Origin of the sequence: Pelagibacterium lentulum (assembly GCF_003992625.1) — a bacterium.
Taxonomy (GTDB): Bacteria; Pseudomonadota; Alphaproteobacteria; order Rhizobiales; family Devosiaceae; genus Pelagibacterium; species Pelagibacterium lentulum.
The window spans coordinates 60,510-86,580 of record NZ_RZMW01000043.1 but is presented as its reverse complement, the minus strand read 5'-3'; the positions used below and the strand labels follow the sequence as shown (position 1 = coordinate 86,580).

The window sequence follows — 26,071 nt, the reverse complement described above, 5'->3', positions numbered from 1 at the left end:
ATCTGTGCGCTTCCTTTGCTCTATGATTGAGACTGAACTGCTGCCCTGACGCGAGCATGGGAAAAATAGCAGGCAGCTCAGCGCCCGAGCGAATCTCTAAACGTCATATCAGCCTAATATCAGGCAAAAATTCAAGCGCGAAGGAAGAAATGCAGGCTTCTGTTGCCAGGTGCCTGCGGACCCCGCCTTCACCCGGCTAGGAGCGAAGGGCTTAAATTCCCAGTGCTAACACTGCTTACGCAGCGACAGCGACCGGAGCCTTATTGTTGTCATTTGCAACTATAAGTTTTAGTCCGATAACGGTGGTACCATGCCGAGCGAAAACACACCCTTTACGCCCTCGTCGATCCTGTTTCGCCCCCATAAAAGCCCTTTCAATCAAAGGGTAATGGTGGAGGCGCCGGGTACTGCCCCCGGGTCCGATGGGTTTATTACGATGGCAATTTATCGCCATAGCTGTTGCCAGCACGACCAATATAAGGGTTGGCGATTGGGATTGGAAGGGGTTTGCTTGCGGTTTTCCCAATGGGGTGCATCGTGGGTAAAGGGAGAATTTAGGGCAGGAATAGCGGCCAGAATCACGTTAGTTTGACGCCCATGAAGCAATATCTCGATCTCATGGCTCACGTTATGGAAACCGGTGTCGACAAGGCCGACAGGACCGGCACTGGAACGCGTTCGGTCTTTGGCTACCAGATGCGTTTCGACCTTGCACAGGGGTTTCCGCTGGTCACAACCAAGAAGCTGCATTTGCGCTCGATAATTTACGAGCTTTTATGGTTCCTGCGCGGGGAAACAAATGTGCGCTGGTTGCAGGAGCGCGGGGTCAAGATCTGGGACGAATGGGCAGATGAGAATGGCGATCTGGGGCCGGTCTATGGCAGCCAGTGGCGCAACTGGCCCGCACCCAAGGGTGAGCATATCGACCAGATCGCAAACCTTGTCGAGCAGATCAGCACGAGGCCGGATTCCCGGCGGCATATCGTTTCGGCCTGGAACCCGGCGGAGGTGGACAATATGGCGCTGCCGCCCTGCCATTGCCTGTTCCAGTTCTATGTGGCCGAGGGCAAGCTCTCATGCCAGCTTTACCAGCGCTCTGCCGATATTTTCCTTGGCGTGCCGTTCAATATCGCATCTTACGCGCTGCTCACGCATATGATGGCCGAAGTAACGGGCCTCGAGGTTGGCGACTTCATCCATTCTTTTGGTGATGCGCATATCTATGCCAACCATTTCGAGCAAGCCCGATTGCAACTGACCCGCGAGCCGCGCCCGTTGCCAAAACTGGTGATCAAGAACAAGCGCCAGTCGATCTTTGATTTCGAGTTCGAGGATTTTGAAATCGTCGATTACGACCCCCATCCCCATATCAAGGCGGAGGTTTCGGTGTGACGGTGCAACAAAAGCCCGATCTCGATACGTCGCGGCAGGCCATTGGCGATTTGAGCCGGGCTGTGGGGCTGGTTTCCGATACCTATGCCAAGCGGTGCGAAATCGATCGCGACAAGGATTGGTCCGCGCTCAAGCTGTCGGAGGAAACCGGCGAGCTGATCGCAGCGCATTTGAAGGTCACGGGGCGCGGGCGCCGCAACGGCGAGGATTCACAAATGCTTGAAGAAGCGCGGGCCGATGAGGCTGCCGATGTTTTCGCCCTACTTTTGCTTTATGCGCATGAGCATGACATCGATCTTGTCGAGGCGCTGAACCGGAAATGGTTCAGATATCTCAAAACAGAATAGTGTTCGAGGTTTTATGACTTTAACGATACGACGCGCCCAAAAAGGGGATGCGGCTCTTATACTTGAATTTATTATCCGCCTTGCCGAGTTCGAGCGGCTCAACGATGAGGTAACGGCGACTGAAGCAGACATTGACCGGGATCTTTTCGGTCCGGAGGCTCGGGTTTTTTGCGAAATCGCGGAACAGGAAGGCGAGCCAGTGGGCTTTGCGCTCTGGTATTACACCTATTCAACCTTTCAGGGACGCCACGGTATCTGGCTTGAGGACCTGTTTGTCGATCCCGATGCGCGCGGTAATGGTATTGGCAAGGCCTTGCTGGTCAATCTTGCAAAGCGGTGCAAGGCAGAGGGGCTGGGGCGCCTGAGCTGGTGGGTGCTGAACTGGAACGAGACTGCAATCGACTTTTACAAGGCGCAGGGCGCAGTGTTGCACGATGAATGGACGACATGCCGCGTGAGCGGGCCGGAACTGGAGAAGCTGGCAAGCCAATGAGCACGGTGCGTATTGCCATGATCGCGGCTGTGGGGCGGAACGGTGCCATAGGAGCCGGCGGCAAGCTGGTGTGGCGCCTGCCGTCCGATTTTGCCTTTTACAAGGCCACGACGATGGGCAAACCGCTTGTGATGGGGCGCAAAACGTTTGAAAGTATCGGGCGGCCATTGCCGGGGCGCACCAATATCGTTGTCACCCGCAATGCCGACTATAAGCCCGAAGGCGTCGAGGTCTTCGCTTCACTCGATGCGGCCATCGACCGGGCAAAGGCTGTCGCGATGCGCGATGGCAAGGATGAAATTTTTATCAATGGCGGTGGAGATATTTACCGGCAGGCGATCGATAGCGCCGAGCGACTTTACATTACCCATGTGGAAGCGGAGGCAGAGGGAGATAGCTATTTCCCCGAGATCGATCCTGGCCAATGGGTGGTAGTCGAGCGGCCCGACGTGCCGCGAAGCGAAAAGGATGAGGCAGACTATCAGATCGCGATTTACGAGCGGCGATAGTTTTGCCGGGCGGAAGCAGAGTTGAATGGCGATGATCAGGATCAAGACAGGCATGGCGGGGATGGTGCTGGCGCTCATGGTGGCGCTGTTACCGATACAGTCGGCCAGCGCTCGGGAATGCGAGCGTGAAAATTTTGAACGATCCGATTTTATCGTCTGCACGGTAGAGCCGGGAACCGACGACCTTCAGTTATTCTGGCGCGGCGGGAACAATGAGCCGTTTCGGCATTTTTCCGAGTTGGCCAACGCGCTTGCCCGAGAGGGGCGGCAACTCGTCTTTGCGATCAATGCTGGCATGTACATGACCGATTTTACGCCGGTCGGCCTTCATATCGAGCATGGCCGGCAATTGCGTCCGCTCAATACAAGAACCCTGGATGGCCCGCCCGCGCAGGTGCCCAATTTCTATAAGCAGCCAAACGGCGTCTTTTATATCGATGAGACGGGCGCCGGCGTCGTCTCGACCGAAGCGTTTGCCGACCTTGATAGTGAAGTGCGATTCGCCACGCAGTCCGGTCCGATGCTGGTTATCGAGAACACGCTGCATCCGGCCTTTATCGAAGGATCATCGGACAGAACGCGCAGAAGTGGGGTTGGCGTATGCGCCGATGGCCGTGTCCGCTTCGCATTGAGTGAGGGGGGTGTCAATTTCCATGACTTCGCACGCCTGTTTCGCGACCATCTGGAATGCCCCAACGCCCTGTTCCTCGATGGTGGGCGCGGGGTCGGGATCTATCATCCTTTCATTGGTCGCAATGATCGCTCCTGGCATGGCGGGTTTGGGGCGATCTTTGGTATTGCAGAGTAACGTGTTACGAGTGTTGATGGGGGACACGCGATCACAAGCGTGTTGATAGTGGGGAATGGCGGCAATGCCGCGTCCGGTTTTCATTGATCCAAAATGCGCGGTTCCCTATATAACCCGCACAAGCACAAATAATTTCACGACAAACCGAAAGGGACGAGATGCCGTGGGAAGACAATAACAAAGGCCGTCGTGGCCGAAGCGGAGGCCCCTGGGGGCAATCGCCCGGCGGTGGCGGCGGCGGCGGTGGACCGCGCCGACCCGGTGGGGGCGGCAACAACACGCCGAACCTAGAGGATATTCTTGCCCGCGGCCGTCAACAATTCGGCGGTGGACTTCCCGGTGGCCGTTGGGCCATTCTGGGCGGTGTCGCTGCGCTTCTGGTGTTCTGGGGTTCTCAGTCGATCTATCAGATCGCTCCTCAGGAAATTGGCGTTGAGTTGCTGTTTGGCCAGCCCAAGGACGAATTCTCTTTGCCAGGCCTGCACTTCCATTTCTGGCCGATTGAGCGCGTAGAGCGTGCGTCGACCACGGAAAACCAGACTCGTGTGGGTTCGCTCGCAGGGCAGCAGAGCAATGACGGGCTGATGCTTTCGGGCGATCAGAACATCGTCAATATGAGCTTTTCGATCCTGTGGCGTATCACAAATCCTCGCGAATACCTGTTTATGGTTCGCGATCCGGATCAAATGGTGCGTCAGGCTGCGGAAAGTGCGATGCGCGAAGTGGTTGGCCGTCGTACCGCCCAAGCGGTGTTCCGCGACGACCGTGCCGGTATTGCACTTGAGGTTCAGCAGATCACGCAGCAGATTCTCGAAAGCTATGAAGTCGGCGTGACGATTTCCAACATCTCGATCGAAAACGTTGCACCGCCGGCTGAAGTGGCCGATGCGTTCGATGAAGTGCAGCGCGCGCTGCAGGACGAAGACCGCTTCCAGGAAGAAGCCCGGCAGTATGCCAATACCCTTCTGGGTAGTGCGCGCGGCCAAGCCGCTTCGATCCGTGAAGAAGCAGCAGCGTATCGCGACCGTGTGGTCAACGAAGCACAGGGTCAGGCAGCCCGCTTTGTTGCCGTTTACAACGAATATCGCAACGCGCCGGAAGTCACGCGTCAGCGCATCTTCCTTGAAACCATGGAAGAGGTCTTTGCCGGGTCCAACAAACTTCTGGTTGAAGGTGGCACGACCGGATCGGGCGTTCTGCCCTATCTGCCGCTGCCTGAACTGCGAGGCACCGGTTCAAGCCAGCCCGCCACCGGCGTGCAGGGAGGTAACCAATAATGAATAGACTCGTTATTGCAATTATCGTCCTCGTTATTGCCGCATATGTTCTGTTGTCCTCGCTTTTCGTGGTCAACGAGCGTGAACAGGCAATCGTCACGCGTTTCGGTGAAATCACGCGCGAAATCCGCGAGCCGGGTCTTTACTTCAAGATTCCGACCGATTTCGTCGAACAGGTCCAGTTCATCGACAAGCGGTTGCTCCGCTATGACCTTGAGCGGATTCGACTGCAGGTTTCGGGCGGTCAGTTCTATGTCGTGGATGCGTTCATTACCTATCGCATTGAAGATCCAATCCGGTTCCGTCAATCGGTGCTCGGCAGCCTTCAGCTTGCCGAACAGCGCATTGCTACCCGGTTTGAATCGGCTCTGCGTGGTGTTTACGGTCTGCGGGAATTCGATGCGGCGCTGTCCGAACAGCGTGCGGAAATGATGCGTGAGGCCCGCGATCTCGTGGCTGCCGATATGGTGGAACTGGGGATCGACGTCGTCGACGTGCGTATTCTGGTGACCGATCTGACGCCGGAAGTCTCCGCTCAAACCTATGAGCGCATGATTGCCGAACGTCTTGCGGAAGCGGCATTCCTTCGTGCTCGTGGTCAGGAACAGGCGCAGATCCTGCGCGCTATTGCCGATCGTCAGGCCGTCGAAATCGTTTCAGCTGCCAACCGCGACTCGGAAATCATCCGAGGTGAGGGTGACGCTGAGCGGAACCGTCTGTTTGCGCAGGCCTATTCGCAAGACGAAGCCTTCTTCGACTTCTATCGCTCGATGGAAGCGTACCGGAACGCATTGCTGGATGGAAACACCACGATGCTGCTCTCGCCTGACTCGGCGTTCTTCCGCTTCTTCGGTTCGGGTGGCGAATTGCCGGAGTTCCCGGAACCGACCGCAGCGCCGATCGATATCGGGATTGAAGGCCCATCCGAGGAGCCGGTCGATCGTTCGCAGTTTGAAGATCTGCTCTCGACGGACAGCCTGCTGTTCTCGCCGGAAGACGGTTCGATCGATCTTGACGCGCTTGACGATATTGATCTTGAGCAACTGCTCGAGGACGAAAATCTGGGCACTGAGGTCGAAGAAGACGCCGAGCCTGCACCGGCTCAATAAGCCGGGTGGGGCCAAGTGATCGAGGGCGCGCAGCTTGCGCGCCCTTTTTCGTTGGAACGATTTGGGATTGAGATATGAGCGATCTGTTAGCGGCACTGGCTCTGGCTGTTGTGATTGAGGGCGTGCTCTATGCCGCATTTCCCGAACAGATGAAGCGCATGGTGGCACAACTGCTCGAAATGCCGTCACAGCAGTTGCGGGTAGGTGCGTTGGTTATCGCCTGTATCGGGCTGGGACTACTGATGCTTGTGCGTATGTGAGCCGCACTACCAGCCGTTGCGGCCATCGATATGTTCGATGGGCACCGATTGGATGTCGAAGTCGTCAAGCAGCCAGAGATTGACCGAAATTCGGCGTTTTGAGGGATCGAAATTGGCTTCGGCGTTTTCGGGATCGGTCATAAAGAGCGAATAATCGGGGTTGTCCGAAAAGGTCGTGCAGCCGCAGGTGGCGCAGAAATAGTGTTTGTTTTCTTCCCAAGTGGGTGAATAGCGCGTGTTGGCATCCATTGGCGTCAGAAGGCGGAACTTGTCGGGCTCACCATAGATCCAGAGCGCACCGCGCTTGGTACAGAAGGTGCAATTGCAACGTGTGGCGCTCTCGGGCGTGAAGTCGATTTCAAATTGCGTTGCACCGCAATGGCAGCTTCCTTTGATCGGCATGACTCATCTCCTGATTTGCAGTGGAGACAGGTTGGCTGAACGTGCTGACAGGCTGTGTCAGGAGCGCAAGGGATTTGCGATGCGGTAAAGGATGTGCGACCGCAGCGGGTGCCCCTCGGCAATCTCAGGGTGCTCGAAATCGCCCTGCAGGTCGCGCGTCATGCCTATCTTTTCCATCACGCGCCGGGAGGGGCCGTTCGGAATGGAGGTAAAGGCAACCACTTCGTCGGCATCCAGGACGTCCCAGGCATGGGCAAGGCATGCGCGGGCCGCTTCGGGCGCATAGCCCTGGCCCCAAAATGCACGGCCCAATAGCCAACCGATCTCGATTTTCGGACTGCCGCGCAATGGCATGGGAACTGGCGAAAGGCCGATGTCACCTAGCATGGCGCCATCCGACTTGCGCTCGGCTACGAGAAAGCCGAAGCCGTCGCGGTCGAGTCCGGCGATCATCCTATCGATCATGGCTTCGGTTTCGTCCGCGGTGAGAACGGAGGGGTAATAGCGCCGCACCTCGGGGTCGGCGCAAATGGCGCAATAGGGCGCGCGGTCGGCATCGGTCCAGGGCCTCAGGATCAGGCGCTCGGTCTCCAGCCTCATCGTACGAAATCGTCCTCGGCATAGCCTTGCAGATAGAGCAGAGCCGTGAGATCGCCGTGATCGATGCGCACATCTGCCATCTCCGCGACCTTGGGCTTGGCGTGGAGGGCAACGCCGAGCGCCGCCGCCGACAGCATGTCGAGATCGTTGGCGCCATCGCCAACCGCCATGGTCAGCGCAGGCTTGATGTTGCGCTCAGCGGCCAGGGTTTCGAGGCGGGCGCGTTTTACGTCCTTGTCGACGATCGGCTTTGCGACCGTGCCCGTGAGGCGGTTTTCGGCGTCAAATTCCAGCACATTGGCGGTTGCTTCGTCAAAACCGATCCGCTTGGCAAAGTAATCTGCAAAGAGCGTGAAGCCGCCCGAAACAAGCGCGGTATAGGCGCCATAGGCCTTCATGGTCTGGATCAATGCGCGTCCGCCGGGCATCAGCGTGATGCGTTCGCGACGGACTTCCTCGATGATCTTGCGTTCGAGGCCCTTGAGCAGGGCGACGCGGGTATCGAGTGCCTGTTCGAAATCGAGTTCACCACGCATGGCGCGTTCGGTGATTTCGGCAACCTGCGGCTTGATGTCGAGGGCAGCGGCCAATTCATCGATACATTCCTGCTCGATCATGGTGGAATCCATGTCGGCGAGGAGAAGCTGCTTGCGCCGATTTGCGACCGGCACGAGTGCTGCATCGATAGGCAGTGGCGCGACGATTTCGCGGGCAATCGAAACCGGGTCAGCGGCCTTGGGGGCAATGATCTCGCAGGCTATGCCTTGCGCAAGCCAGTTGATTTCGCCATGTGTTTCCCTGTGTATCGCTTCGACCAGCGTGCGCGAGAGAACCGGTTCATTCGGATTGGCGATAAGGCAAAGTACGGACATCGGAAATTCCATGACCAGTGTGAGTGGCAAGCGTGCGGTTTTGATAGCGGGTCCGACCGCCAGCGGCAAGACAGCCAAGGCGATTACGCTTGCCGGCCGACGCGATGCCTTGATCGTCAATACCGATTCCATGCAGGTCTATGATGTGCTCAACCGGCTTACGGCGCGGCCATCGGCGGAGGAATTGGCCGCGGCGCCTCATCATCTGTTTGGGCATGTCGATCCGGTGGTGCGATATTCGACCGGGGCGTGGCTTTTCGATGTGCGCAAAATGATTCAACAGGCTCACGAAAAGAATCAGGAGCTGATTTTCGTTGGCGGAACAGGGCTTTACTTTGATGCGCTCATAAAAGGATTCGCATTAATTCCACCCATTCCTCATGCAGAGATTCAAGCTGCTGAGGAAATGATTCAAGGGCTCGATGCCGATGAACGCATGGCGTTGCTGGTCGAAAAAGACCCGGAAACTGCAGCGCGGCTAAAGGTGGCTGATCCGCAGAGGGTGGTGCGGGCACTTTCGGTGCTGTCGGCAACCGGCAAGCCCCTGAGCGCATATCAGGGAGATAAATCGCCGGGGTTATTGGAAGATTACTGGCTCGAAAAAATTGTGCTGATGCCGGAGCGTGGATTGCTGCGGCGACGCATTGCGGAGCGGTTTGAGGCGATGATGGAGCAGGGGGCAGTCGAGGAGGTCGAGGTACTTCTGGCGCGCAAGCTCGACCCATCCCTGCCAGCGATGAAGGCCATAGGTGTCAGTGAAATCTCGGCCATGCTGGCGGGCGATATTTCGCGCGCGGAGGCGGTAGAAAAATCGGTAATCGCGACGCGGCAATATGCCAAGCGGCAATCGACATGGTTCCGCAACCGCATGAGCGATTGGCAGTTTATCGATCCGTTTGCGTGACGCGTCAGAGCGTGAGCACCAGCCAGCCAAGATAGGCAATATAGCCGGCAAGGAACACGCCGCCTTCCCAGCGGACGATGGTTCGGCCCGTGTAGGCGAACACCAGCAGCAGGCCCGTTGCCGCCAGCATGACCCAGATATCGAAGCCGATGATTTCATTTGGGACCGGGATCGGCTGCACCAGCGCGGTTGCGCCCATAATGGCGAAGATGTTGAAAATGTTAGAGCCGATGATATTGCCCAGCGCCATGTCGGTATGGCGTTTGATGGCTGCGAGGCCGGACGTTACAAGTTCGGGCAGTGACGTGCCGATGGCAACCACTGTCAGGCCGATGATCGTTTCAGAGACACCAAAGGCGGTCGCCAGTTCAACCGCGCTGGAAACAAGCAGTCGGGCGCCGGCAATGATGAGCGCCATGCCGCCAAGCGTCAGCACGATAGCAAGCCAGAGATTTTCTTGCCTGGCTTTGGCGCGTACGCTTTCACTGGCCCTGAGTGCGGCTGTGTTACGTTTTTCGATGGCGTAAGTGCGTGAGATATAGGCGACCAGAAGCACAATGAAGATGAAGCCTGCTGTGCGGCTCAGCGCGCCGATGGCCACAACGCCAAGGCAGGCCAGTGACGCGAGCACCAATACGCCGCCATCGCGATAGAGCACACCCTTATCGACCATTACCGGGAAGATAAGCGCTGTGATGCCAAGGATCAGTAGGATGTTTGCGATATTGGAGCCGACCACATTGCCAACGGCAATGCCCGGCGCGCCATCCAGCGCTGCCTGAACCGAGGTCACGAGTTCGGGCAGCGAGGTGCCGATGCTCATCAGCGTCAGGCCGATCAGAAGAGGGGACATGCCGAACTTGCGGGCAATCGAAACCGCCCCGCGCACAAAGCCTTCACCGCCAGCAATGAGCAGAACAAAGCCGATCAGCAGCGTGACATAGACCATGGGAAGGGAACTCCGTTAGGTGTCAGGTGACATTTATGCGCTTGGCGCCGGTTGCCCTTGCAAGGTCCTGAGGCTTGATTTCAAAAACCGAGCGGGCATTACCCGCTGCTGCCCAAACGGTTTGAAACGCAAACAGATCCTCATCGATCCATAGCGACATTTGCTTGAGATGGCCAAGCGGCGATACGCCACCGATGGCAAAGCCGGTTATATCGCGCACGAAATCGGCATCGGAACGGACGAGCTTTTCGCCGATCAACCGGCTTACGCGCCTTTCATGGACGCGGTTAGCGCCCGAAACCAAAAGCATGTAAGGCGTTGTCGTTTCTGCCCCTGCAAAGACCAGCGATTTTACAATGCGCCCCACCTCAATACCCAGCGCATCGGCTGCCATCTGCGCGGTGGTCGCGAGTTGATCGAGCACGATGACGCTGCCGGGCAGGCCGTGTTCGGCAAGGGCAGCGGCAACGCGCTGTTCGGATTGACGAAGTTCGATGATTGGCGTGTTCATGAGCCCTGAGGTTCCACGCATTAAATTTTAGGTCAAGTGGGGAGTTGACGGGCGGGGGAAATAGCGCCGATTGTGCGGCCACTGGAGTGAGAGCAGATGTCCCGGTTAGGGACGTACGAGAATGGACCCATGGAGGCCGCAATGAGCAACAAGGTGCTGATTGTCATCGATGTGCAAAACGATTTTTGCCCCGGCGGCGCGCTTGCGGTCGATGACGGCGATGCGGTCGTGCCTGTCATTAACGCGCTCATGGGCGAATTTCCGCACGTCGTTTTAACCCAGGACTGGCATCCGGCTGGCCATTCCAGCTTTGCGTCCTCGCATCCCGGCAAAGCGCCGTTCGACGACACCGATATGCCTTATGGCCCGCAACGGTTATGGCCCGACCACTGCGTCATCGGCTCCGATGGCGCGGCCTTTCATCCCGATCTTGAAACCAGCCGGGCCGAACTGATCATCCGCAAGGGCTTTCGGCCTGGCATCGATTCCTACTCGGCCTTTTTTGAGAACGATCACCAGACGCCTACCGGGCTGACAGGCTATCTGCGCGAACGCGGGCTGACCGACCTGACACTTGTGGGGCTGGCCACCGATTTCTGCGTCGCTTATTCGGCGCTCGATGCAGTCAAGCAGGGCTTTTCAGCGTCGGTTCTGCTCAAGGCGTGCCGGGGTATCGATCTGGCGGGGTCGATGGAAACGATGATGGGCAAAATGCGCGACGCTGGGGTTGAGATCAATTGAGCACGTCCAAAACCGATATTGCACGGCGCGTCTTTAACCACGCCTTCAAGCTCGATCCGATCATAAGGTCGCTGCTGGATACCGACTTTTACAAGCTGCTTATGCTCCAGATGATTTGGGGGCTTTATCGCGATGTGGACGCAACCTTCTCGCTGACCAACCGCACCACAAGCGTCCGGCTGGCCGAAGAGATCGATATTGGGAGCTTGCGTGAACAACTCGACCATGCGCGGACGTTGCGATTTTCAAAAAAGGAAATGATCTGGCTGGCGGGCAACAGCTTTTATGGCACCAAGCAGATATTTGCGCCCGAGTTTCTGGCCTGGCTGGAAGATTTCCAATTGCCCGATTATGAGCTTTCGGCGCATGACGGGCAGTTCGAGCTGCATTTCCACGGGCGCTGGGTCGAAACAACGATGTGGGAAATTCCTGCACTCGCAATACTCAATGAATTGCGTTCTCGCGCCGCAATGGATGGCATGGGACGCTTTACGCTCGATGTGCTCTATGCGCGCGCGAAAGCCAAGACCTGGGAAAAGGTGGAGCGACTGAAAAAACTGCCCGACCTGAAGATTTCCGATTTCGGAACGCGGCGGCGGCACAGCTTTCTCTGGCAACGCTGGAGTGTGGAGGCGCTCAAGGAAGGGCTGGGCGAGGCGTTGACGGGCACCTCCAATGTGCTGCTTGCGATGGATACCGATCTGGAAGCTCTGGGCACCAACGCGCATGAATTGCCGATGGTAGCTGCAGCACTCGCCAAGGATGATGCAGCGCTTAAGGAGGCACCATACAAGGTGCTGGAGGACTGGCAGCGCTATTACGATGGCAATCTGCGGATCGTTTTGCCCGACGCATTCGGCACGGCGCGGTTTCTGCGCGACGCGCCAGATTGGGTGGCAGACTGGACCGGGTTCAGGCCCGATAGCGCGCCGCCCATCGAAGGCGGGGAAAAGATCATTTCATGGTGGAAAGAGCATGGGCGCGATCCGCGCGAGAAATTGCTGATTTTTTCGGACGGGCTCGATGTCGGTTCTATCGAAGCTGCATACCACCATTTCGATGGCCGCGTGCGCATGGCTTTTGGCTGGGGCACAAATCTCACCAATGATTTTGCAGGCGTGGCGCCCGCCTATACACCGCAACTCAAGCCGGTCTCCATGGTCATCAAGGTTTCAAGCGCCAATGGGCGTCCGGCGGTGAAACTGTCGGATAACCCGGCAAAGGCCGTTGGTGAACCCGATGAGATTGCGCGCTACATGCGACTGTTCGGCAATGAGGATATGGCCGAACAGCCTGTGCTTGTGTGATGGGTGCTATTGCGCGCCGATCAGGTGTGAGCGATTCAGCAAGCCCAGTTTTTCCCGCATGGCGAAGCGGGCTGTCAGTACGACTGCGGCAACGGCAAGCCCCGCAGCAAGGCCGAGCCAAACGCCGATGCCCTCGAGATCGAAGACAAAGCCTGCGATATAGGCCACCGGCATCCCGATCACCCAATAGCTGAAGATGGCAACGAACATCGGGATTTTGGTGTCGGAAAGTCCGCGCAATGCGCTGGCCGCAACCACCTGCGCTCCATCAACCAGTTGGAACAGGCCAGCCATGCCCAGATAGACCGCGGCCAAAGCCAATGCTGCCGCATTGGCCGGGTCAGTCGGATCGAGGAACAGGCGTACGAAAATTCCGGGCATGGTGATGAAGGCCAAAGCAGTGATGGCCATGAACCCGGTGCCCACATATATCGACATCCAGCCAGCCTTGGTTACGCCATCGTTATCGCCCGATCCAAAGGCAAGGCCCACCCGAACGGTCGAGGCCATGCCGATGCCGAGCGGTACCATAAAGGCAAGCGAAGCGCATTGCAGCGCAACCGCATGAGCGGCAACTGCATCCGTACCCAGCCATCCGATGAACACCGTTGCAACCGAGAACAGGCCGACTTCTGCCATGATGGTCAGGCCAATCGGTGTGCCGATCCTGAAGATATCCCGCAGCCGTTGCCAATCGGGCTTCCAGAGGCGCAGGAGGATGTGGAAGCGCTTGTAGCGGCGGTGGCGCAGGGTGAAGATCATCAGCGCCAGGAACATGGCAATATTGGCGATGACGGTGGTGATTGCAGCTCCGCGCAACTCAAGGCGCGGGAAGCCAAAATTGCCGAACATCAGTGCGTAGTTGAACAGGGCATTGATGACTACACCCCCTAGAGTGACGTAGAGAATGACCTGGGTCGAGCCCAGTGCAGACAGAAATGCGCGGATCGCAAACAGGCCCAGACCAGGCAAGAGCACAAAGACGGCAATGTGCATATAGGTTTCGGCGTGGGAGATCAGCACAGGGTCCTGGCCGAGCATCCGATAGATCGGGCCGATCTGCCAGATCAACGGGATGAGAAGCGCCGAAACGATCAGGCAAGCCCAAAAACCTTGCCGGATAACCCGGCGGACGTTCTTGATCTTCTTGCCGCCAAGGGCTTGGGCTGCAAGCGGAGCGACCGCGCCGACAATGCCGCCACCAAGCAGCAGGAATGGCGAGAAAAATGCCGTTGCCAGCGTGCCGCCGGCCAGGAATTCCGGGCCGAGCCAGCCCATCATGATGACGTCGGTAGTGAACAGGGCGTTCTGCGCCAATTGCGCGACGACGAGCGGCCACGCCAGAATAAACATGGCACGGAATTCTCCCGCCCAACTGCGTGCCGGGCGTGCCTCTATAGCCGATGACATTGTTCAAGCCTTCCCACAGGACATTGAATGGCCCGCGAAGGTGAAATTGCAGACCGAGCAGTGTCCCTACACCGATGCAACTGATTTGTCAGTCCATATTTGGGCCGCAATGGGCGTTACAGTGATGCATGCTCAGTTCTCTGGGAAAGGAAAGTCCTTGTAAGAACTGATATTTTTGCGTTAACTAGTGAAGGTGAACCTCAAAAGACTGAAACTTGGCATGTGCCGGTTTCGCTTTTTATGGCCTGTCAGTGGAACGAAGGGCGGCTTTCCACGTTAAAGAGCAGGTGAGGTTTGGCCAGTGTGCTCAAGGAGGCTTTAATTATGAAGAAAATGTTGGTTATTGGTATAGCTCTTACCGCGCTTATGGCAGGAACGGCATGTACGCGGACGCAGCAGACCGCTGCCGTGGGTGCTGGTGCCGGTGCTGTGATTGGCGGGGTTACCACTGGCACAATTCAGGGTGCTGCAATCGGCGCTGCTGTTGGCGGCGTAGCTGGTGCGGTCGTTGGTCAAGTGGCCGGCGAACCCGAACGTTGCTATTTCCGTGCTCCGGACGGACGCCTTTATATCGACAACTGCCCGGCTGGCTAATCGGCAGGCATAGTCTTTAGAAAAAGGGCTCGTACCGTAAGGTGCGGGCCTTTTTTGATTCTGGCCGGTGATTTTTAGGGTTGACCCCATGGCATGGGCTGACTACCAATAGCGCGGAATTTTTACTTGGGAGCAAACCGCTCATGCGGACGACTCTAATTCTTGTGGTAGGCTGGCGCATCGCAACATGAGGGCATGAACCCTCGTGCGAATTGCGGTGCGCTAAACAGGTCCCAAACGGGGCCTTTTTTATTATCTGGTTCCCGGTGATGCCGGGCAAGACGAGAAGAAAAGGGAGTGGCTTGAGATGGCCGAACAAATGACCGGCGCTGAAATGGTTGTCCAGGCCCTGATCGATCAGGGCGTTGAACATATTTTCGGGTATCCCGGCGGGGCTGTGCTACCGATCTATGACGCGATTTTTCAGCAGGACAAGCTCCAGCATATCCTGGTGCGCCATGAGCAGGGTGCAACCCACATGGCGGAAGGCTATGCGCGCTCGACCGGCAAATGCGGCGTCGTTCTCGTCACCTCCGGCCCCGGTGCCACAAATGCCGTCACGGGGCTGACCGACGCACTGCTCGACTCGATCCCACTGGTCTGCATCACGGGCCAGGTGCCCACACCGCTGATCGGATCGGATGCGTTTCAGGAATGCGATACGGTCGGTATCACCCGCAACTGCACCAAGCACAATTATCTCGTCAAATCGATCGAAGACCTGCCGCGCGTCCTGCATGAAGCCTTCTATATCGCGACCTCGGGCCGTCCTGGCCCGGTCGTGATCGATATTCCAAAGGACGTTCAGTTCGCACTCGGCAGTTATCTCAAGCCGCAGGCCAAGATGAGTCATCCGACCTACAAGCCACAGATGGAAGGCGATCTCGAGGCCATCCGCATTGCGGTCGATATGATGCTTAAGGCGGAGCGTCCTGTCTTTTACACCGGCGGCGGGGTTATCAATTCGGGCTATGAAGCCAGCCGCACGCTACGCGATCTTGCCGATCTCACGGGCTTTCCTGTTACATCCACATTGATGGGGCTGGGTGCTTATCCGGCCTCAAGCAAACAGTGGCTGGGTATGCTGGGTATGCACGGCACCTATGAGGCCAATATGGCTATGCACGATGCCGACCTCATCATCTGCCTTGGCGCACGGTTTGACGACCGGATCACTGGCCGGATCGATGCGTTCTCACCGGGCAGCCGCAAGATCCATGTCGATATCGACGCGTCCTCGATCAACAAGAACATTCTCGTCGACGTTCCAATCGTCGGCGACGTCAATCTGGTCATGGAAGAAATAATCCGCATCTGGCGGGCCAAAACCAACCAGCCGCGCACCGAAGCGATTGCGCCATGGTGGAAGGCGATCGAGAAGTGGCGTGGGGTCAATTCGCTGGCCTTCACCAATTCCGACAAGATCATCAAACCGCAGCACGCAATTCAGCGGCTTTATGAGGCCAGCAAGGATCGCGACGTCTATATCACGACCGAAGTTGGTCAACACCAGATGTGGGCTGCCCAGCATTTCCACTTCGATGAGCCGAACCGCTGGATGACCTCGGGGGGGCTTGGCACAATGGGGTATGGCTTACCTGCCGCAATCGGCGTTCAGGTCGCCCATCCCGATGCGCTGGTTATCGATATTGCCGGGGAAGCCTCGGTTCAGATGACCATGCAGGAAATGTCGACGGCGCTGCAATATGATCTGCCGGTCAAGATTTTCATCCTCAATAACGAATATATGGGTATGGTGCGCCAGTGGCAGGAATTGCTGCATGGCGGGCGCTATTCCCATTCCTACTCCGATGCGCTACCCGATTTCGTAAAGCTCGCCGAGGCCTATGGCGGTCATGGTATTCGCTGCGACGATCCGGCAAAACTCGACGATGCCATCGACGAGATGATCAATATCAAAAAGCCGGTGCTGTTCGATTGCCTTGTTTCCAAGGAAGAAAATTGCTTGCCGATGATCCCGTCGGGCAAGCCGCATAATGAAATGATCCTGCCCGATACGGCCGATATCGGTTCGATCATCGATGAAAGAGGGAAGGTTCTCGTTTAAGGGAGCGCTTGAGGACAATGAACATGAACGCAAATTTGCTGCCGACCGGTTCGGCCTATTTTCTGACCCAGCAGACTCAGGAACCCGAACGCCATACCCTGACGGTGCTTGTCGATAACGAGCCGGGCGTCCTCGCGCGCGTGGTCGGGCTGTTTTCGGCGCGCGGGTTCAATATCGACTCGCTCACGGTATCGGAAACCGAGCACGACAAGCACCGCTCACGGATTACCGTTGTAACGGTCGCGACGCCAAAGATTCTGGCGCAGATCAAGCTGCAACTTGAGCGGCTGGTGCCGGTTCACAAGGTTCACGACCTGACAGCGGAAGGCAATGCCATCGAGCGCGAGTTGGCGCTGGTCAAGGTCGCCGGTGTCGGTGAGCATCGTGTGGAAGCGCTGCGTCTTGCTGACGCCTTCCGCGCGCAGGTGATCGATGCGTCGACCGAAAGTTTCGTGTTCGAGGTGACGGGCAAATCCTCCAAGGTGGAGCAGTTCATTTCGCTCATGGCCCCGCTGGGGCTTGTCGAAGTGGTTCGCACCGGTCTTGCCGCGATTACCCGCGGTTCGGAAGGCATGTAACCAAATTGCCAGCGCTTTCGGCGAATGTTCGCGGCATCATTCTCATGGTTGCCGCGACAGCATGTTTTGTCACAAATGACTCCCTGATGAAGTTTGCGACCGCTGAGTTGCCGGTTTTTCAGGTGCTTTTCATGCGTGGCGTGGCGGCGGCGCTATGGTGTCTGCCGCTCGTCTTTTTTACGCGCACGGCATCGAAGTTTTCGATGATCGGCAACAAGTGGGCGCTGCTGCGGAATCTTTTCGAGATCATCACCGTCTTTTGTTTCATCAACGCGCTGGCACGAATGCCCATTGCCGACATAACGGCAATCGGTCAGCTTTCGCCCATGATCCTCCTGATCGGTGCAGCCTTTCTTTTCGGCGAAAAGCTGGGGCTGATGCGGATTGGGCTGATCGTTGTCGGGTTCATCGGTGCCTTGCTCGTCGCGCAGCCCACAATGGATGCGATTTCGCCCTGGGCGCTTTTGGGTTTGGCAGCGGCTGGCGGCATGGCGGCGCGCGATCTTGCCGCCCGCAAGGTGCCTGCTGAAATGCCCGGTCCGATTGTCGCCTATGGCGCGGTCATCATGGTGATGCTGGCGTCCGGTATTGCAACGCTTCTATTTGATGAATGGGTGATGCCGCGTCCCGAACATATCTGGCTTCTGACCGGCTCGGCGTTTTTCCTTATGTTTGGGCAACTCTTTATCTTTCTCACTTTCCGGGTTGCACCGGTTGGGGTGGTTGCGCCCTTTCTTTACAGCTCGATTCTTTGGGCCATGCTGCTTGGCTTTGTGCTTTTCGGTGAATTGCCCAACGCGATTGCCATGGCCGGTATCGTCCTGGTGACGATTAGCGGGGTGATTCTCGTCATGCACTCGCGCAAGCGCACGACATTGCCGCCGACAACTTAAGGCCGGTGTCGGCGGCCCATACGCATAAAGAAGGGTTCTTGTGTGCGCTGTTTCGCGCTAGAGAGAGCCTCATAAAGACTATTAAGTTCCGGACCATCCCATGACAAAGCTCTCCGTCAACCTCAATGCCGTTGCGCAATTGCGCAATCGCCGCGATCTGCCTTGGCCGAGCGTGGTGGGTATCGCCCGGATCGTGCTCGATGCCGGTGCGGTGGGGGTGACGGTGCATCCGCGCCCTGACGAGCGGCATATTAGGCGCTCGGATGTGCCTGAGATCAAGGCGTTGCTCGATGCTGAATATCCGCAGGCCGAGTTCAATATCGAGGGCTATCCCAGCGATGAGTTTCTCGATCTGATCGAGGCGGTTAATCCTCATCAGGTCACGCTTGTCCCAGACGACCCGGCGCAGGCAACTTCCGATCATGGTTGGGATTTTGCCGGGAAAGGCAATTTCCTGACCTCGGTTGTCCAGCGTTTGAAGGTGCCGGGGCGTCGAATTTCGCTGTTTTGCGATCCCGATGCCGGGATGGCTGGCATAGAAGCGGCCAAGGCGACCGGTGCAGACCGCGTTGAGCTTTACACCGGCCCTTACGGTTCCTGCTACGATGATCCGGAAGCGGGCAGGGCCCAGCTTGCCATCCTTGCCGAGACAGCACGCGCCGCCAAGGCCGCCGGGATGGGACTTAATGCCGGGCACGATCTGACGCTGGCCAATCTGCCCGATTTCCAGGCCCATGTTCCCGGCGTCGATGAAGTTTCGATCGGGCATGGGATCACCGCCGATGCGTTGCTTTATGGCTTTGCCAAAGCGGTGAGGAAGTATCGGGCCGTGCTGGAGGTCTAGCACATCGAGGCAGATGTGATCGCGTGAACCCCTAAAAGGGGTGATCCGTTCACGGGTTGGCTCGTAACTACTCCAAACGATTTTGGAGGGTTGTCATGCGAATTGCACTTGCGACCGGTGTGGCTTTGGCCCTTTGTGCCGCTTCGCCCGCGCAGTCCGAACCTTTGTCCGCCAGCGATATAGAGCGCGAGATTATTGGAAAACGCATCTATCTCGCTGCGCCTTTCGGCGGTGAATTCCCACTCAATTATCTCGCCAATGGCGAAGTGAACGGTGATGGCCAGGCGCTGGGGCTGGGCCGGTTCATGCAACCGCGCGACCGCGGACGCTGGTGGATCGATGCCGACCGGCTCTGCCAGCAATTCGAGACTTGGTACGACGGCGAACCGATGTGCTTCAACCTCACATGGATCGGGCCTGATCAGGTGCAATGGATTCGCAATAATGGCGAAACCGGTACAGCGCGGATCGAAGGGTAGGGGGACGATATGCTCAGACGGACACTTTTGGCTGGGGGATTGGCAGCACTTGCGTTGGGCGGTTGTGCTCGTGTGCCTCGGGTACCGCTATCCGCCGATACTTCGCTGACTCTGGATGAAGCCTTTGCGGGGCAATCGCGCGGACGGGGCGAGTTTGTCGTGCCCATTACCGGGTACAGGCGTGGATTTGACGTCGATCTCAATGGCACGTTGAGCAGCGATACCCTGACGGTGGTCGAGGACTTTTATTGGGATGACGGCGAGGTCCAGCAGCTTACCTGGCGCTTCACCCGAACCGCTCCGGGGCGCTGGAGCGGCATGCGCGAGGATGTCGTCGGAGAGGCCGATGTGCGTGAAACCGAAAATGGCATTACCCTCGATTATACCGCCGATATAGAGGCCAATGGCGAGGTAACGCGATTGTCTTTTTCGGACATTCTTTATCGGCGCGCCGATGGCGCGATCATCAATGAAGCGCTGGTCCGCATGTTCGGTCTGCCAGTCGGTAACGTCCGCCTTGTCATCGAACGTCAATAGCAGGTTCGGTGCGAGCGTCCAGATTGTTTGCTTTGGACGAACAATCGTTTCAAATTTCCTCTAGTGCCTGTGGTAGAAAAAAGTCTAAAGTTTATCAGTATGTTGGAGGGGCGTTGGTTTGTGGTCGGCCATCCGATGGGCAGATGAATGTAACCCGGTGACACCAATGTGCCTACTTGTGCGATGGACCAAAAGTTACATATTGGGCGTTACGCACTTTACGTAACCAATGAATGAGGAACTGCTCATGTCCAAGCCAAAAATCGGTATCATCATCTCGTCCACGCGCGACAGCCGCTTTGCTGACAAGCCCGCGCAGTGGATTCTGGAACAGGCCAAAGCTCGCGACGATATGGACGTCGAATTGCTCGACCTGCGCGATTTCGATTTGCCTTTCTTCAACGAGGTGGCCTCCAACGCCTGGGTGCCGACGCAGGACCCCAAGGCCGTTGCATGGCAGAAAAAGGTTGCCGAATTTGACGGCTATATTTTCGTTGTTGCTGAATATAACCGCTCGATCACCGGCGCGCTGAAGAATGCGATCGATCAGGCCTATGTAGAATGGACCCAGAAGGCTGCAGGTTTTGTCGGTTACGGTTCAATGGGCGCAGCGCGTGCCATTGAGCACCTGCGGACCATCAACGTCGAATTGCAGATTGCTTCCACCCGTTCTGCCGTTCATATTGCCGGTGCTGAATTCATGAAGGTGCATCCGATGGGCGCCAACGGTCCGATGACCGATATCGAAGGCGCAATCGGCGGCAGCGCCAAGGATATGCTCGATCAGCTCGTCTGGTGGACCAATGCCACCAAGGCTGCTCGTGAAGGCAAGATTGAAGCCATTGCTGCTGAGTAATCCGTAGTCTTACAACCTCTATTTAGTCACGAAAAAATCGCGTAATAAGGGCTGCCGGAAGGTGGCCCTTATTTTTTCGAGGCAAGAAACCGATGTTTGAATGGGTGGATAAGGCTGGCGATGTCGTCATGGGCAGCGTCGTTGCAGTCTTGGGGTTCGTGGGGTTGGGCGATGAGCCGCCAACCCATCTCGATTTGTCCATGCTGCTAGACGGGTTGACCGAGCAGTGCCACATCGATCCCGATCTTGATCGGATATGGGCCAGCATCGCCCAAGGCGAGCCCATCCCGCTGCCGGAAGAATATCGGCCCTATTTCAATGATCTGGAAATTCAGATTGAAGACGAATATCGCGAGGTTCGCATACCGATCAAAGGCATGTGGAAGGATTTCGAGGTCAGCCACATCGCCTTCATCATGGGTATCGATAGCGGGATCAGCATTGTCAGCGTTTACTTCCAGCCAGACCAACCAGCGCTGGAAGCAACTTTTGTGCCGCTGGCCCTGGCCTCTTCCACCGCGCTCGATGCAGACCCGGACAATATTGTCGGCATTACCACCGACTTCGGGACCTATCGCGGCATCCCGCAATATTACTGCGATTTCTCGACCTGATCTTAGAGTCTTTGTGTTGTCGCGCTTCCGAACCGAATAAGTGGTTTCCACTTATTCGGTAAGCACTCTAGCGTGGCAGGTCGGGACAGATATAGGGAACCGGAGCGGCTTCAAAATGCTGCTCGACGGTTTCTTCTCCAAGGTGCAGCGAGAGAATCAACTCGGCTTCGTTGAGTTCGACGATTTCGGCCGCGATCGCCATTCCATCCTCGTCCCATGTGATATTGTCCTCATCAATCATCTGCCATGTGTTGATGCGGTAGGTTTCCCAGCAGGAATCCATCAGCATGGTGCCCTCGCTCAGAAACAGCACCATTGAACCAGGCAGGCCGGGATTGTCGCTGCGCATCCATATTTTTTCGGTGAGCGAAGCGCCGACCATGGGCGCGGAGGTTATGCCGTCGGCTTCCTGCGCAAGGGCAGGGACGGCAAGCGCAAAAATAATTGCGGTGGCGAGAAGTGGCTTGTGCATCGCGGCAATTCCCTGACTGATGCAGAATAGATCTGTGTTGGCGTGATTCTCGCTGATTCAGCCCCATTCTGCAAAGCCTGATTTCGACCTTGCAATTTACCGAACCGTACCGTACGGTACGGCTGGATATGCAGCGTCAAAAGCGACATGGCGCCCGGTTTTACGCATGAGATTGCCGATCCCATCGTGCAGCCGCGGTGATTATGTGTTAGCGGGCGCAGATCATTTCAACGAATTAGAGCTTATACAGCGTGACACCGCCTACCCTTACCATTGGTGAAGACAATCTGACCGAGCGCCAGCGCGCCGTGCTCGATGCCGCCCTGGGGCTGCTCGTGGACGGCGGTGATGGGCTGACCATGACCGGAGTTGCGCGCCGGGCAAGCTGCTCGAAAGAAACACTGTACAAGTGGTTTGGCGACCGCGACGGGCTTTTGACAGCAACGGTTCAATGGCAGGCTGCAAAGGTGCGCATGGTTCCGGTGGATCGGGAAACGCTGACGGCCAAATCCCTCGCCATCGCGCTGGAAAAATTCGGTCGCGACCTTTTGAGCGTTCTGGCTGGCGATATTTCCGTGGCGCTCAATCGGTTGGCGGTCAGCCATGCGGGGCAGGAGAAGCGCAATCTCGGAGCCATCGTGCTTGAGAACGGGCGCTATGCGATGGGGCGGCGCCTGAAGCCAGTGCTTCAGGCCGGCCGTGACGCCGGTCTCTTGTCGTTTGAGGATTGCGAAACCGCTTTCCGCACCTTTTTCGGCCTTGTGGTTCGAGACGTTCAGATCCGGCTTTTGCTCGGCGATCGGATGGAGCTTGACGAGCAGACAATCGCCGCCGATGCCCGCCGGGCGCGGGAACAGTTTTTCGCGCTCTACGGGGCGTAATCGACTTCAACGAAATGCGAGAAATGGGAGAAACCAATGCGCGTTTATTATGATCGGGATGCCGACATCAATCTTATCAAGTCCAAGAAAGTAGCCATTATCGGCTATGGCAGCCAGGGCCGCGCGCATGCGCTGAACCTGAAAGATTCCGGCGCGACCGAAATTGCGGTCGGCCTGCGTCCGGGTTCTGCGACGGCGAAGAAGGTCGAAGCCGACGGACTCAAGGTCATGAGCGTTGCCGAAGCAGCCGCTTGGGCCGATTTCATGATGATGGCGACACCTGACGAGTTGCAGGCCGACATTTACCGCGACGATATCGCGCCCAATATCCGTGACGGCGCTGCGCTGGCTTTCGCGCACGGTTTGAACGTGCATTTTGGCCTGATCGAACCCAAGGACACCGTTGACGTCCTGATGGTCGCGCCGAAAGGCCCCGGCCACACCGTGCGCGGCGAATTCGAGAAGGGAGGCGGCGTGCCATGCCTGATCGCTGTTCATCACGACGCTTCGGGTAATGCACACGACCTTGGCCTTTCCTACGCTTCGGGCGTCGGGGGCGGCCGGTCGGGCATCATCGAAACCACCTTCAAGGAGGAATGCGAAACCGACCTGTTCGGCGAACAGGCCGTTCTCTGCGGTGGTCTTGTCGAACTCATCCGTGCTGGTTTTGAAACGCTGGTCGAAGCCGGCTACGCGCCGGAAATGGCCTATTTCGAGTGTCTGCATGAGGTGAAGCTGATCGTCGACCTTATCTATCAGGGCGGCATCGCCAACATGAACTACTCGATTTCCAACACTGCCGAGTGGGGCGAATATGTCACCGGCCCGCGCATCATCACCTCGGAAACCAAGGCTGAAATGAAGCGCGTACTGAATGACATCCAGTCGGGCCGCTTCACGTCCGAGTGGATGCAGGAACACCGTTCGGGAGCCGCGCGATTCAAAGCGATCCGCCGCAACAACGATGCGCACCAGATTGAAGAAGTCGGCACCAAGCTGCGTGACATGATGCCGTGGATCAAGGCTGGCGCACTGGTCGACAAAGAGCGCAACTGATCCGCTGCTCCATTTTGGAAAATAATGGGCTGCGCATCGGACGTTCCGGTGCGCAGTTTTTTTGTTTCTGTGCCAGGCAAATCGGATAAGAAAAAAGGAAGAGGGAGGCCGCACATGTCCCAGCATCATCTGGCCAGCGTCATCGCCCATGAAAACGATCTGGTTTTCGAGCGTTTCGATGAGGAGATCGCATTCGAGATCGGCTCAACGATCCGCGAGCTTGCCCGCGCCGAACATCTTGGTATCGTTTGCGATATTCGCTTCTGGGATCGGCAGCTTTTCTATATGGCACTGCCCGGCACCAGCGCGGACAATCCCGATTGGGTGCGGCGCAAGATCAACGTGGTCAAACGCTTTGGGAAAAGCAGCTACCGAATGGTGCTCGAGCGCAAAGCGACGCCGCAAAATCGCGCCTTTCCCGCCGATAGCGGCCTGTCGGCAGCTGACTATGTATTGGCGGGCGGTGGTTTTCCCATCCGCATCAAGAATGTCGGCGTTGTCGGCGCGATCACGGTTTCAGGCGTGCCCGAACATCTCGATCACATGCTGGTTGTGCGCGGCATATGCCAACACCTTGGCATAAATGCAGAATCATATGCTTATGACGGTGGTTCGGCGTAAGGGCAATGCAATGAAACTAACCTATTACATTCTTGATGTGTTTACCCGCGACCGGTTGGCAGGCAATCCGCTGGCGGTCGTTCTCAAGGCCGATGAACTTTCCGATGCGCGCATGCAGGCCATTGCCGGAGAGTTCAACCTGTCGGAAACGGTGTTTGTGCGCACACCGAAAAGCGAGCGCCATACCGCGTCCTTGCGCATCTTTACGCCGCGCCGGGAATTGCCTTTCGCAGGCCATCCGACCGTGGGCGCCAGCGTGCTTTTGGGGCTGGAGAACAGGCTTTCGGCCATCCGGCTCGAACTTGGTATCGGGCTTGTAACGTCGGTAATGGAGCGGGAAAACAAGCGCACCGGATATGCGCGGTTTAGCCTGCCGCAATTGCCGCAGCGAATTGACGAAGCGCCCGATCTGGACGCTGTCGCCCGGACGCTGGGTCTGACGGAAAGCGATATTGGCTGCGGCGATCTCAAGGCGGGCCGCTATTCGGCAGGTCTGCCTTTCTATCTGATCCCGGTACGAGACGCACGGGTGCTTGAATCGATAAGTCTTGAGCGTCGCGGCTGGACTAGCGTCTATACCGGCGATCATCCTGCGGTATATGTCTTTACCAAAACGTCGGGTGAACGGGGAAATGACTACGCTGCCCGGATGTTTGGAGTCGGTGCCGGAATTGGCGAAGACCCCGCGACTGGATCGGCGGCGGCAGCGCTGATCGGGCTTTTGGCCGAACAGCCAGAATATGCGGAAGGCAATCACTCGATCCGGCTGCGTCAGGGCCTTGAAATGGGACGCCCGAGCGTCATCGAGTTGCAATTGCATATGTCGGAGGGCAAGCTGCAGCGCGCCGGGATTGGCGGTGCAGCCGTGGTGCTGGCGCAAGGTGTGCTGGATTTCGACGAGTGATATAGTCTCGGCTGCAGGTTGGGGGGCTTTGACATGGACTTGCTGTTCAAAATTTTGCTGTTCATTCATTTTATCGGTCTTGTGCTCGGCATGGGGTCGGGTATCGCGCTTGCCAATGTGGGCAGGCTTAGTGCCAAAGCCCCTGCGCCTGAAGCCGGTCTTTCGCAGATGGGCGAGATATTGCGGCGCAATTCACACATCGGTCTGGGTCTGCTCTGGATCACAGGGTTGTTGCTGATCTGGCTTCGCTATGGCGGTTTTGGCGCGCTGGACGTGTGGTTTTGGATCAAAATCGCCGGCGTTATCGTTCTCAGTGCGGCTGTTGGCATGGCTTCGGCCAATTACCGGCGCATCAAGGCCGGGCAGGCGGGCGCAAGGGAGCGCGGGAAAATGCTATCAACAATTGCCGGTGTTTCCGGCATTGTCGTGGTTTTTTCAGCAGTTATGGCCTTTAACTGACGTATTCCGCGCCCTTATGGTCCATTAGAGGGTTGCGCAGGACGTTTGTTTGCCTCATTGTGCGCATCGAAGAATATGACAAGGGTTCAGGCCGTATCGATGCGCCGTAATGCACCGAACAGAGCTGTCGCAATTGCTGCACGCAAGCAGGATGTTTTGCGCGCGCGCCTTGTTATCGGCTCGGCGCTGCTGCTGCCCGCTGCCCTCCTACTTCTCCTTATCAGCCCCTGACCACCGGCAGGTCGCAATAGCGAGCGGGTCGTCAGGGGATTTTGCCATATGCCGAACAGATAATTTGTGCGGCCTTGTTTCCCGTGCTTACGC

At 57.2% G+C, this 26,071-nt stretch carries 32 protein-coding genes and 1 other RNA gene; 25 read left to right on the top strand and 8 right to left on the bottom strand.

Features of this window, described 5'->3' with window-relative positions; all coding sequences use genetic code 11:
• Positions 1-148 precede the first annotated feature (148 nt).
• Positions 149-506, bottom strand: a transfer-messenger RNA (tmRNA) gene (gene ssrA / locus EO133_RS17380).
• Positions 507-597: 91 nt separating this feature from the next.
• Here ssrA and EO133_RS17375 point away from each other — a divergent pair.
• The 8 genes from EO133_RS17375 (at position 598) to EO133_RS17340 (ending at position 6,195) form a co-directional block, all read left to right on the top strand.
• Positions 598-1,392, top strand: coding sequence for a thymidylate synthase (locus EO133_RS17375; protein WP_127073923.1), 795 nt, complete (start codon positions 598-600; stop codon positions 1,390-1,392).
• Positions 1,389-1,739 carry a nucleoside triphosphate pyrophosphohydrolase family protein gene (locus tag EO133_RS17370; RefSeq protein ID WP_244640698.1) on the top strand — a complete coding sequence of 117 codons (351 nt, stop codon included), beginning with the start codon at positions 1,389-1,391 and terminating at the stop codon, positions 1,737-1,739. Before EO133_RS17375 ends, EO133_RS17370 begins: the two co-directional genes overlap by 4 nt.
• Positions 1,740-1,752: 13 nt before the next feature.
• Positions 1,753-2,232, top strand: a complete 480-nt coding sequence (locus tag EO133_RS17365) for a GNAT family N-acetyltransferase (RefSeq protein ID WP_127073922.1) — start codon at positions 1,753-1,755, stop codon at positions 2,230-2,232.
• A complete protein-coding gene (locus EO133_RS17360) occupies positions 2,229-2,741 on the top strand; it encodes a dihydrofolate reductase (protein ID WP_127073921.1) in 513 nt (170 codons plus the stop codon). Before EO133_RS17365 ends, EO133_RS17360 begins: the two co-directional genes overlap by 4 nt.
• A 31-nt stretch (positions 2,742-2,772) precedes the next feature.
• Positions 2,773-3,549 carry a phosphodiester glycosidase family protein gene (locus EO133_RS17355; protein ID WP_127074037.1) on the top strand — a complete coding sequence of 259 codons (777 nt, stop codon included), beginning with the start codon at positions 2,773-2,775 and terminating at the stop codon, positions 3,547-3,549.
• A 158-nt stretch (positions 3,550-3,707) separates the two neighbouring features.
• Entirely contained in the window at positions 3,708-4,826 is a 1,119-nt protein-coding gene (hflK, locus tag EO133_RS17350) for an FtsH protease activity modulator HflK (protein ID WP_127073920.1), read from the top strand.
• Complete coding sequence (gene hflC / locus EO133_RS17345; RefSeq protein ID WP_127073919.1) at positions 4,826-5,935, top strand: protease modulator HflC; 1,110 nt, start codon at positions 4,826-4,828, stop codon at positions 5,933-5,935. Before hflK ends, hflC begins: the two co-directional genes overlap by 1 nt.
• 74 nt (positions 5,936-6,009) lie before the next feature.
• Positions 6,010-6,195 carry a DUF2065 domain-containing protein gene (locus tag EO133_RS17340; protein WP_127073918.1) on the top strand — a complete coding sequence of 62 codons (186 nt, stop codon included), beginning with the start codon at positions 6,010-6,012 and terminating at the stop codon, positions 6,193-6,195.
• A gap of 6 nt (positions 6,196-6,201) precedes the next feature.
• On the opposite strand, the gene EO133_RS17335 is transcribed toward EO133_RS17340, so the two are convergent.
• From EO133_RS17335 to serB, 3 genes are read right to left on the bottom strand one after another with little or no spacing between them, the layout of a single operon-like run.
• Complete coding sequence (locus tag EO133_RS17335) at positions 6,202-6,597, bottom strand: GFA family protein (protein WP_127073917.1); 396 nt, start codon at positions 6,595-6,597, stop codon at positions 6,202-6,204.
• A gap of 57 nt (positions 6,598-6,654) precedes the next feature.
• A complete protein-coding gene (locus EO133_RS17330; protein WP_127073916.1) occupies positions 6,655-7,197 on the bottom strand; it encodes a GNAT family N-acetyltransferase in 543 nt (180 codons plus the stop codon).
• Entirely contained in the window at positions 7,194-8,069 is an 876-nt protein-coding gene (gene serB / locus EO133_RS17325; RefSeq protein ID WP_127073915.1) for a phosphoserine phosphatase SerB, read from the bottom strand. The genes EO133_RS17330 and serB overlap by 4 nt, the downstream gene beginning before the upstream one ends.
• A gap of 10 nt (positions 8,070-8,079) precedes the next feature.
• Here serB and miaA point away from each other — a divergent pair, with 10 nt between their 5' ends.
• Positions 8,080-8,973 carry a tRNA (adenosine(37)-N6)-dimethylallyltransferase MiaA gene (gene miaA, locus EO133_RS17320; protein ID WP_127073914.1) on the top strand — a complete coding sequence of 298 codons (894 nt, stop codon included), beginning with the start codon at positions 8,080-8,082 and terminating at the stop codon, positions 8,971-8,973.
• Positions 8,974-8,977: 4 nt separating this feature from the next.
• Here the strand turns inward: miaA and EO133_RS17315 are convergent, their stop codons facing one another.
• Both EO133_RS17315 and EO133_RS17310 read right to left on the bottom strand, forming a co-directional pair.
• The gene (locus EO133_RS17315) at positions 8,978-9,922 is read right to left on the bottom strand and encodes a calcium/sodium antiporter (protein ID WP_127073913.1); all 945 of its coding nucleotides are present in this window, start codon (positions 9,920-9,922) and stop codon (positions 8,978-8,980) included.
• 22 nt (positions 9,923-9,944) lie between these two features.
• A complete protein-coding gene (locus tag EO133_RS17310) occupies positions 9,945-10,433 on the bottom strand; it encodes a YbaK/EbsC family protein (RefSeq protein WP_244640699.1) in 489 nt (162 codons plus the stop codon).
• Between the two features lie 141 nt (positions 10,434-10,574).
• On the opposite strand from EO133_RS17310, the gene pncA reads away from it, so the two are divergent.
• Complete coding sequence (pncA, locus tag EO133_RS17305; protein WP_127073912.1) at positions 10,575-11,174, top strand: bifunctional nicotinamidase/pyrazinamidase; 600 nt, start codon at positions 10,575-10,577, stop codon at positions 11,172-11,174.
• Positions 11,171-12,481: a nicotinate phosphoribosyltransferase gene (pncB, locus tag EO133_RS17300; RefSeq protein WP_127073911.1), complete on the top strand. Its 1,311-nt coding sequence runs from the start codon at positions 11,171-11,173 to the stop codon at positions 12,479-12,481. Before pncA ends, pncB begins: the two co-directional genes overlap by 4 nt.
• Positions 12,482-12,487: 6 nt before the next feature.
• Here the strand turns inward: pncB and EO133_RS17295 are convergent, their stop codons facing one another.
• Entirely contained in the window at positions 12,488-13,834 is a 1,347-nt protein-coding gene (locus EO133_RS17295) for an MATE family efflux transporter (RefSeq protein ID WP_244640701.1), read from the bottom strand.
• Positions 13,835-14,215: 381 nt separating this feature from the next.
• On the opposite strand from EO133_RS17295, the gene EO133_RS17290 reads away from it, so the two are divergent.
• The 9 genes from EO133_RS17290 to EO133_RS17250 all read left to right on the top strand — a co-directional run bounded on the left by EO133_RS17290 (position 14,216) and on the right by EO133_RS17250 (position 21,354).
• Positions 14,216-14,485 carry a glycine zipper domain-containing protein gene (locus EO133_RS17290; RefSeq protein WP_127073909.1) on the top strand — a complete coding sequence of 90 codons (270 nt, stop codon included), beginning with the start codon at positions 14,216-14,218 and terminating at the stop codon, positions 14,483-14,485.
• Between the two features lie 307 nt (positions 14,486-14,792).
• Positions 14,793-16,553: an acetolactate synthase 3 large subunit gene (locus EO133_RS17285; RefSeq protein ID WP_127073908.1), complete on the top strand. Its 1,761-nt coding sequence runs from the start codon at positions 14,793-14,795 to the stop codon at positions 16,551-16,553.
• Between the two features lie 23 nt (positions 16,554-16,576).
• Complete coding sequence (ilvN, locus tag EO133_RS17280) at positions 16,577-17,131, top strand: acetolactate synthase small subunit (protein ID WP_127073907.1); 555 nt, start codon at positions 16,577-16,579, stop codon at positions 17,129-17,131.
• A gap of 5 nt (positions 17,132-17,136) precedes the next feature.
• The gene (locus EO133_RS17275; RefSeq protein ID WP_127073906.1) at positions 17,137-18,024 is read left to right on the top strand and encodes a DMT family transporter; all 888 of its coding nucleotides are present in this window, start codon (positions 17,137-17,139) and stop codon (positions 18,022-18,024) included.
• A gap of 100 nt (positions 18,025-18,124) precedes the next feature.
• A complete protein-coding gene (locus EO133_RS17270) occupies positions 18,125-18,868 on the top strand; it encodes a pyridoxine 5'-phosphate synthase (protein WP_127073905.1) in 744 nt (247 codons plus the stop codon).
• A 95-nt stretch (positions 18,869-18,963) separates the two neighbouring features.
• Positions 18,964-19,347, top strand: coding sequence for a hypothetical protein (locus tag EO133_RS17265; protein WP_127073904.1), 384 nt, complete (start codon positions 18,964-18,966; stop codon positions 19,345-19,347).
• 9 nt (positions 19,348-19,356) lie between these two features.
• On the top strand, positions 19,357-19,884 hold the full coding sequence (locus tag EO133_RS17260; protein WP_127073903.1) for a DUF3833 family protein: 528 nt from the start codon (positions 19,357-19,359) through the stop codon (positions 19,882-19,884).
• 247 nt (positions 19,885-20,131) lie between these two features.
• On the top strand, positions 20,132-20,740 hold the full coding sequence (locus tag EO133_RS17255; RefSeq protein ID WP_127073902.1) for an NADPH-dependent FMN reductase: 609 nt from the start codon (positions 20,132-20,134) through the stop codon (positions 20,738-20,740).
• Positions 20,741-20,832: 92 nt separating this feature from the next.
• Positions 20,833-21,354 (top strand): hypothetical protein, encoded by a 522-nt coding sequence (locus EO133_RS17250; protein WP_127073901.1) that lies wholly within the window; start codon positions 20,833-20,835, stop codon positions 21,352-21,354.
• Between the two features lie 67 nt (positions 21,355-21,421).
• On the opposite strand, the gene EO133_RS17245 is transcribed toward EO133_RS17250, so the two are convergent.
• The gene (locus EO133_RS17245) at positions 21,422-21,826 is read right to left on the bottom strand and encodes a hypothetical protein (protein ID WP_127073900.1); all 405 of its coding nucleotides are present in this window, start codon (positions 21,824-21,826) and stop codon (positions 21,422-21,424) included.
• 251 nt (positions 21,827-22,077) lie between these two features.
• Here EO133_RS17245 and EO133_RS17240 point away from each other — a divergent pair, with 251 nt between their 5' ends.
• The 5 genes from EO133_RS17240 (at position 22,078) to EO133_RS17220 (ending at position 25,747) form a co-directional block, all read left to right on the top strand.
• Positions 22,078-22,707: a TetR/AcrR family transcriptional regulator C-terminal domain-containing protein gene (locus EO133_RS17240; protein WP_127073899.1), complete on the top strand. Its 630-nt coding sequence runs from the start codon at positions 22,078-22,080 to the stop codon at positions 22,705-22,707.
• A 36-nt stretch (positions 22,708-22,743) separates the two neighbouring features.
• Positions 22,744-23,763 (top strand): ketol-acid reductoisomerase, encoded by a 1,020-nt coding sequence (gene ilvC / locus EO133_RS17235; RefSeq protein ID WP_127073898.1) that lies wholly within the window; start codon positions 22,744-22,746, stop codon positions 23,761-23,763.
• 114 nt (positions 23,764-23,877) lie between these two features.
• The gene (locus EO133_RS17230; RefSeq protein WP_127073897.1) at positions 23,878-24,384 is read left to right on the top strand and encodes a heme-degrading domain-containing protein; all 507 of its coding nucleotides are present in this window, start codon (positions 23,878-23,880) and stop codon (positions 24,382-24,384) included.
• The gene (locus EO133_RS17225) at positions 24,359-25,288 is read left to right on the top strand and encodes a PhzF family phenazine biosynthesis protein (RefSeq protein WP_244640705.1); all 930 of its coding nucleotides are present in this window, start codon (positions 24,359-24,361) and stop codon (positions 25,286-25,288) included. Before EO133_RS17230 ends, EO133_RS17225 begins: the two co-directional genes overlap by 26 nt.
• Before the next feature lie 33 nt (positions 25,289-25,321).
• Positions 25,322-25,747 (top strand): hypothetical protein, encoded by a 426-nt coding sequence (locus EO133_RS17220; RefSeq protein ID WP_127073896.1) that lies wholly within the window; start codon positions 25,322-25,324, stop codon positions 25,745-25,747.
• Positions 25,748-26,071: the final 324 nt, after the last annotated feature.

What these genes read in the sequence shown, in the direction of transcription:
- EO133_RS17375 (WP_127073923.1), top strand. Translation starts at nt 598, where the DNA reads ATGAAGCAATATCTCGATCTCATGGCTCACGTTATGGAAACCGGTGTC.
- EO133_RS17365 (WP_127073922.1), top strand. Translation starts at nt 1,753, where the DNA reads ATGACTTTAACGATACGACGCGCCCAAAAAGGGGATGCGGCTCTTATA.
- EO133_RS17360 (WP_127073921.1), top strand. Translation starts at nt 2,229, where the DNA reads ATGAGCACGGTGCGTATTGCCATGATCGCGGCTGTGGGGCGGAACGGT.
- EO133_RS17355 (WP_127074037.1), top strand. Translation starts at nt 2,773, where the DNA reads ATGATCAGGATCAAGACAGGCATGGCGGGGATGGTGCTGGCGCTCATG.
- hflK (WP_127073920.1), top strand. Translation starts at nt 3,708, where the DNA reads ATGCCGTGGGAAGACAATAACAAAGGCCGTCGTGGCCGAAGCGGAGGC.
- hflC (WP_127073919.1), top strand. Translation starts at nt 4,826, where the DNA reads ATGAATAGACTCGTTATTGCAATTATCGTCCTCGTTATTGCCGCATAT.
- EO133_RS17340 (WP_127073918.1), top strand. Translation starts at nt 6,010, where the DNA reads ATGAGCGATCTGTTAGCGGCACTGGCTCTGGCTGTTGTGATTGAGGGC.
- EO133_RS17335 (WP_127073917.1), bottom strand. Translation starts at nt 6,597, where the DNA reads ATGCCGATCAAAGGAAGCTGCCATTGCGGTGCAACGCAATTTGAAATC.
- EO133_RS17330 (WP_127073916.1), bottom strand. Translation starts at nt 7,197, where the DNA reads ATGAGGCTGGAGACCGAGCGCCTGATCCTGAGGCCCTGGACCGATGCC.
- serB (WP_127073915.1), bottom strand. Translation starts at nt 8,069, where the DNA reads ATGTCCGTACTTTGCCTTATCGCCAATCCGAATGAACCGGTTCTCTCG.
- miaA (WP_127073914.1), top strand. Translation starts at nt 8,080, where the DNA reads ATGACCAGTGTGAGTGGCAAGCGTGCGGTTTTGATAGCGGGTCCGACC.
- EO133_RS17315 (WP_127073913.1), bottom strand. Translation starts at nt 9,922, where the DNA reads ATGGTCTATGTCACGCTGCTGATCGGCTTTGTTCTGCTCATTGCTGGC.
- EO133_RS17310 (WP_244640699.1), bottom strand. Translation starts at nt 10,433, where the DNA reads ATGAACACGCCAATCATCGAACTTCGTCAATCCGAACAGCGCGTTGCC.
- pncA (WP_127073912.1), top strand. Translation starts at nt 10,575, where the DNA reads ATGAGCAACAAGGTGCTGATTGTCATCGATGTGCAAAACGATTTTTGC.
- EO133_RS17295 (WP_244640701.1), bottom strand. Translation starts at nt 13,834, where the DNA reads ATGTTTATTCTGGCGTGGCCGCTCGTCGTCGCGCAATTGGCGCAGAAC.
- EO133_RS17290 (WP_127073909.1), top strand. Translation starts at nt 14,216, where the DNA reads ATGAAGAAAATGTTGGTTATTGGTATAGCTCTTACCGCGCTTATGGCA.
- EO133_RS17285 (WP_127073908.1), top strand. Translation starts at nt 14,793, where the DNA reads ATGGCCGAACAAATGACCGGCGCTGAAATGGTTGTCCAGGCCCTGATC.
- ilvN (WP_127073907.1), top strand. Translation starts at nt 16,577, where the DNA reads ATGAACGCAAATTTGCTGCCGACCGGTTCGGCCTATTTTCTGACCCAG.
- EO133_RS17270 (WP_127073905.1), top strand. Translation starts at nt 18,125, where the DNA reads ATGACAAAGCTCTCCGTCAACCTCAATGCCGTTGCGCAATTGCGCAAT.
- EO133_RS17265 (WP_127073904.1), top strand. Translation starts at nt 18,964, where the DNA reads ATGCGAATTGCACTTGCGACCGGTGTGGCTTTGGCCCTTTGTGCCGCT.
- EO133_RS17260 (WP_127073903.1), top strand. Translation starts at nt 19,357, where the DNA reads ATGCTCAGACGGACACTTTTGGCTGGGGGATTGGCAGCACTTGCGTTG.
- EO133_RS17255 (WP_127073902.1), top strand. Translation starts at nt 20,132, where the DNA reads ATGTCCAAGCCAAAAATCGGTATCATCATCTCGTCCACGCGCGACAGC.
- EO133_RS17250 (WP_127073901.1), top strand. Translation starts at nt 20,833, where the DNA reads ATGTTTGAATGGGTGGATAAGGCTGGCGATGTCGTCATGGGCAGCGTC.
- EO133_RS17245 (WP_127073900.1), bottom strand. Translation starts at nt 21,826, where the DNA reads ATGCACAAGCCACTTCTCGCCACCGCAATTATTTTTGCGCTTGCCGTC.
- ilvC (WP_127073898.1), top strand. Translation starts at nt 22,744, where the DNA reads ATGCGCGTTTATTATGATCGGGATGCCGACATCAATCTTATCAAGTCC.
- EO133_RS17230 (WP_127073897.1), top strand. Translation starts at nt 23,878, where the DNA reads ATGTCCCAGCATCATCTGGCCAGCGTCATCGCCCATGAAAACGATCTG.
- EO133_RS17225 (WP_244640705.1), top strand. Translation starts at nt 24,359, where the DNA reads ATGCTTATGACGGTGGTTCGGCGTAAGGGCAATGCAATGAAACTAACC.
- EO133_RS17220 (WP_127073896.1), top strand. Translation starts at nt 25,322, where the DNA reads ATGGACTTGCTGTTCAAAATTTTGCTGTTCATTCATTTTATCGGTCTT.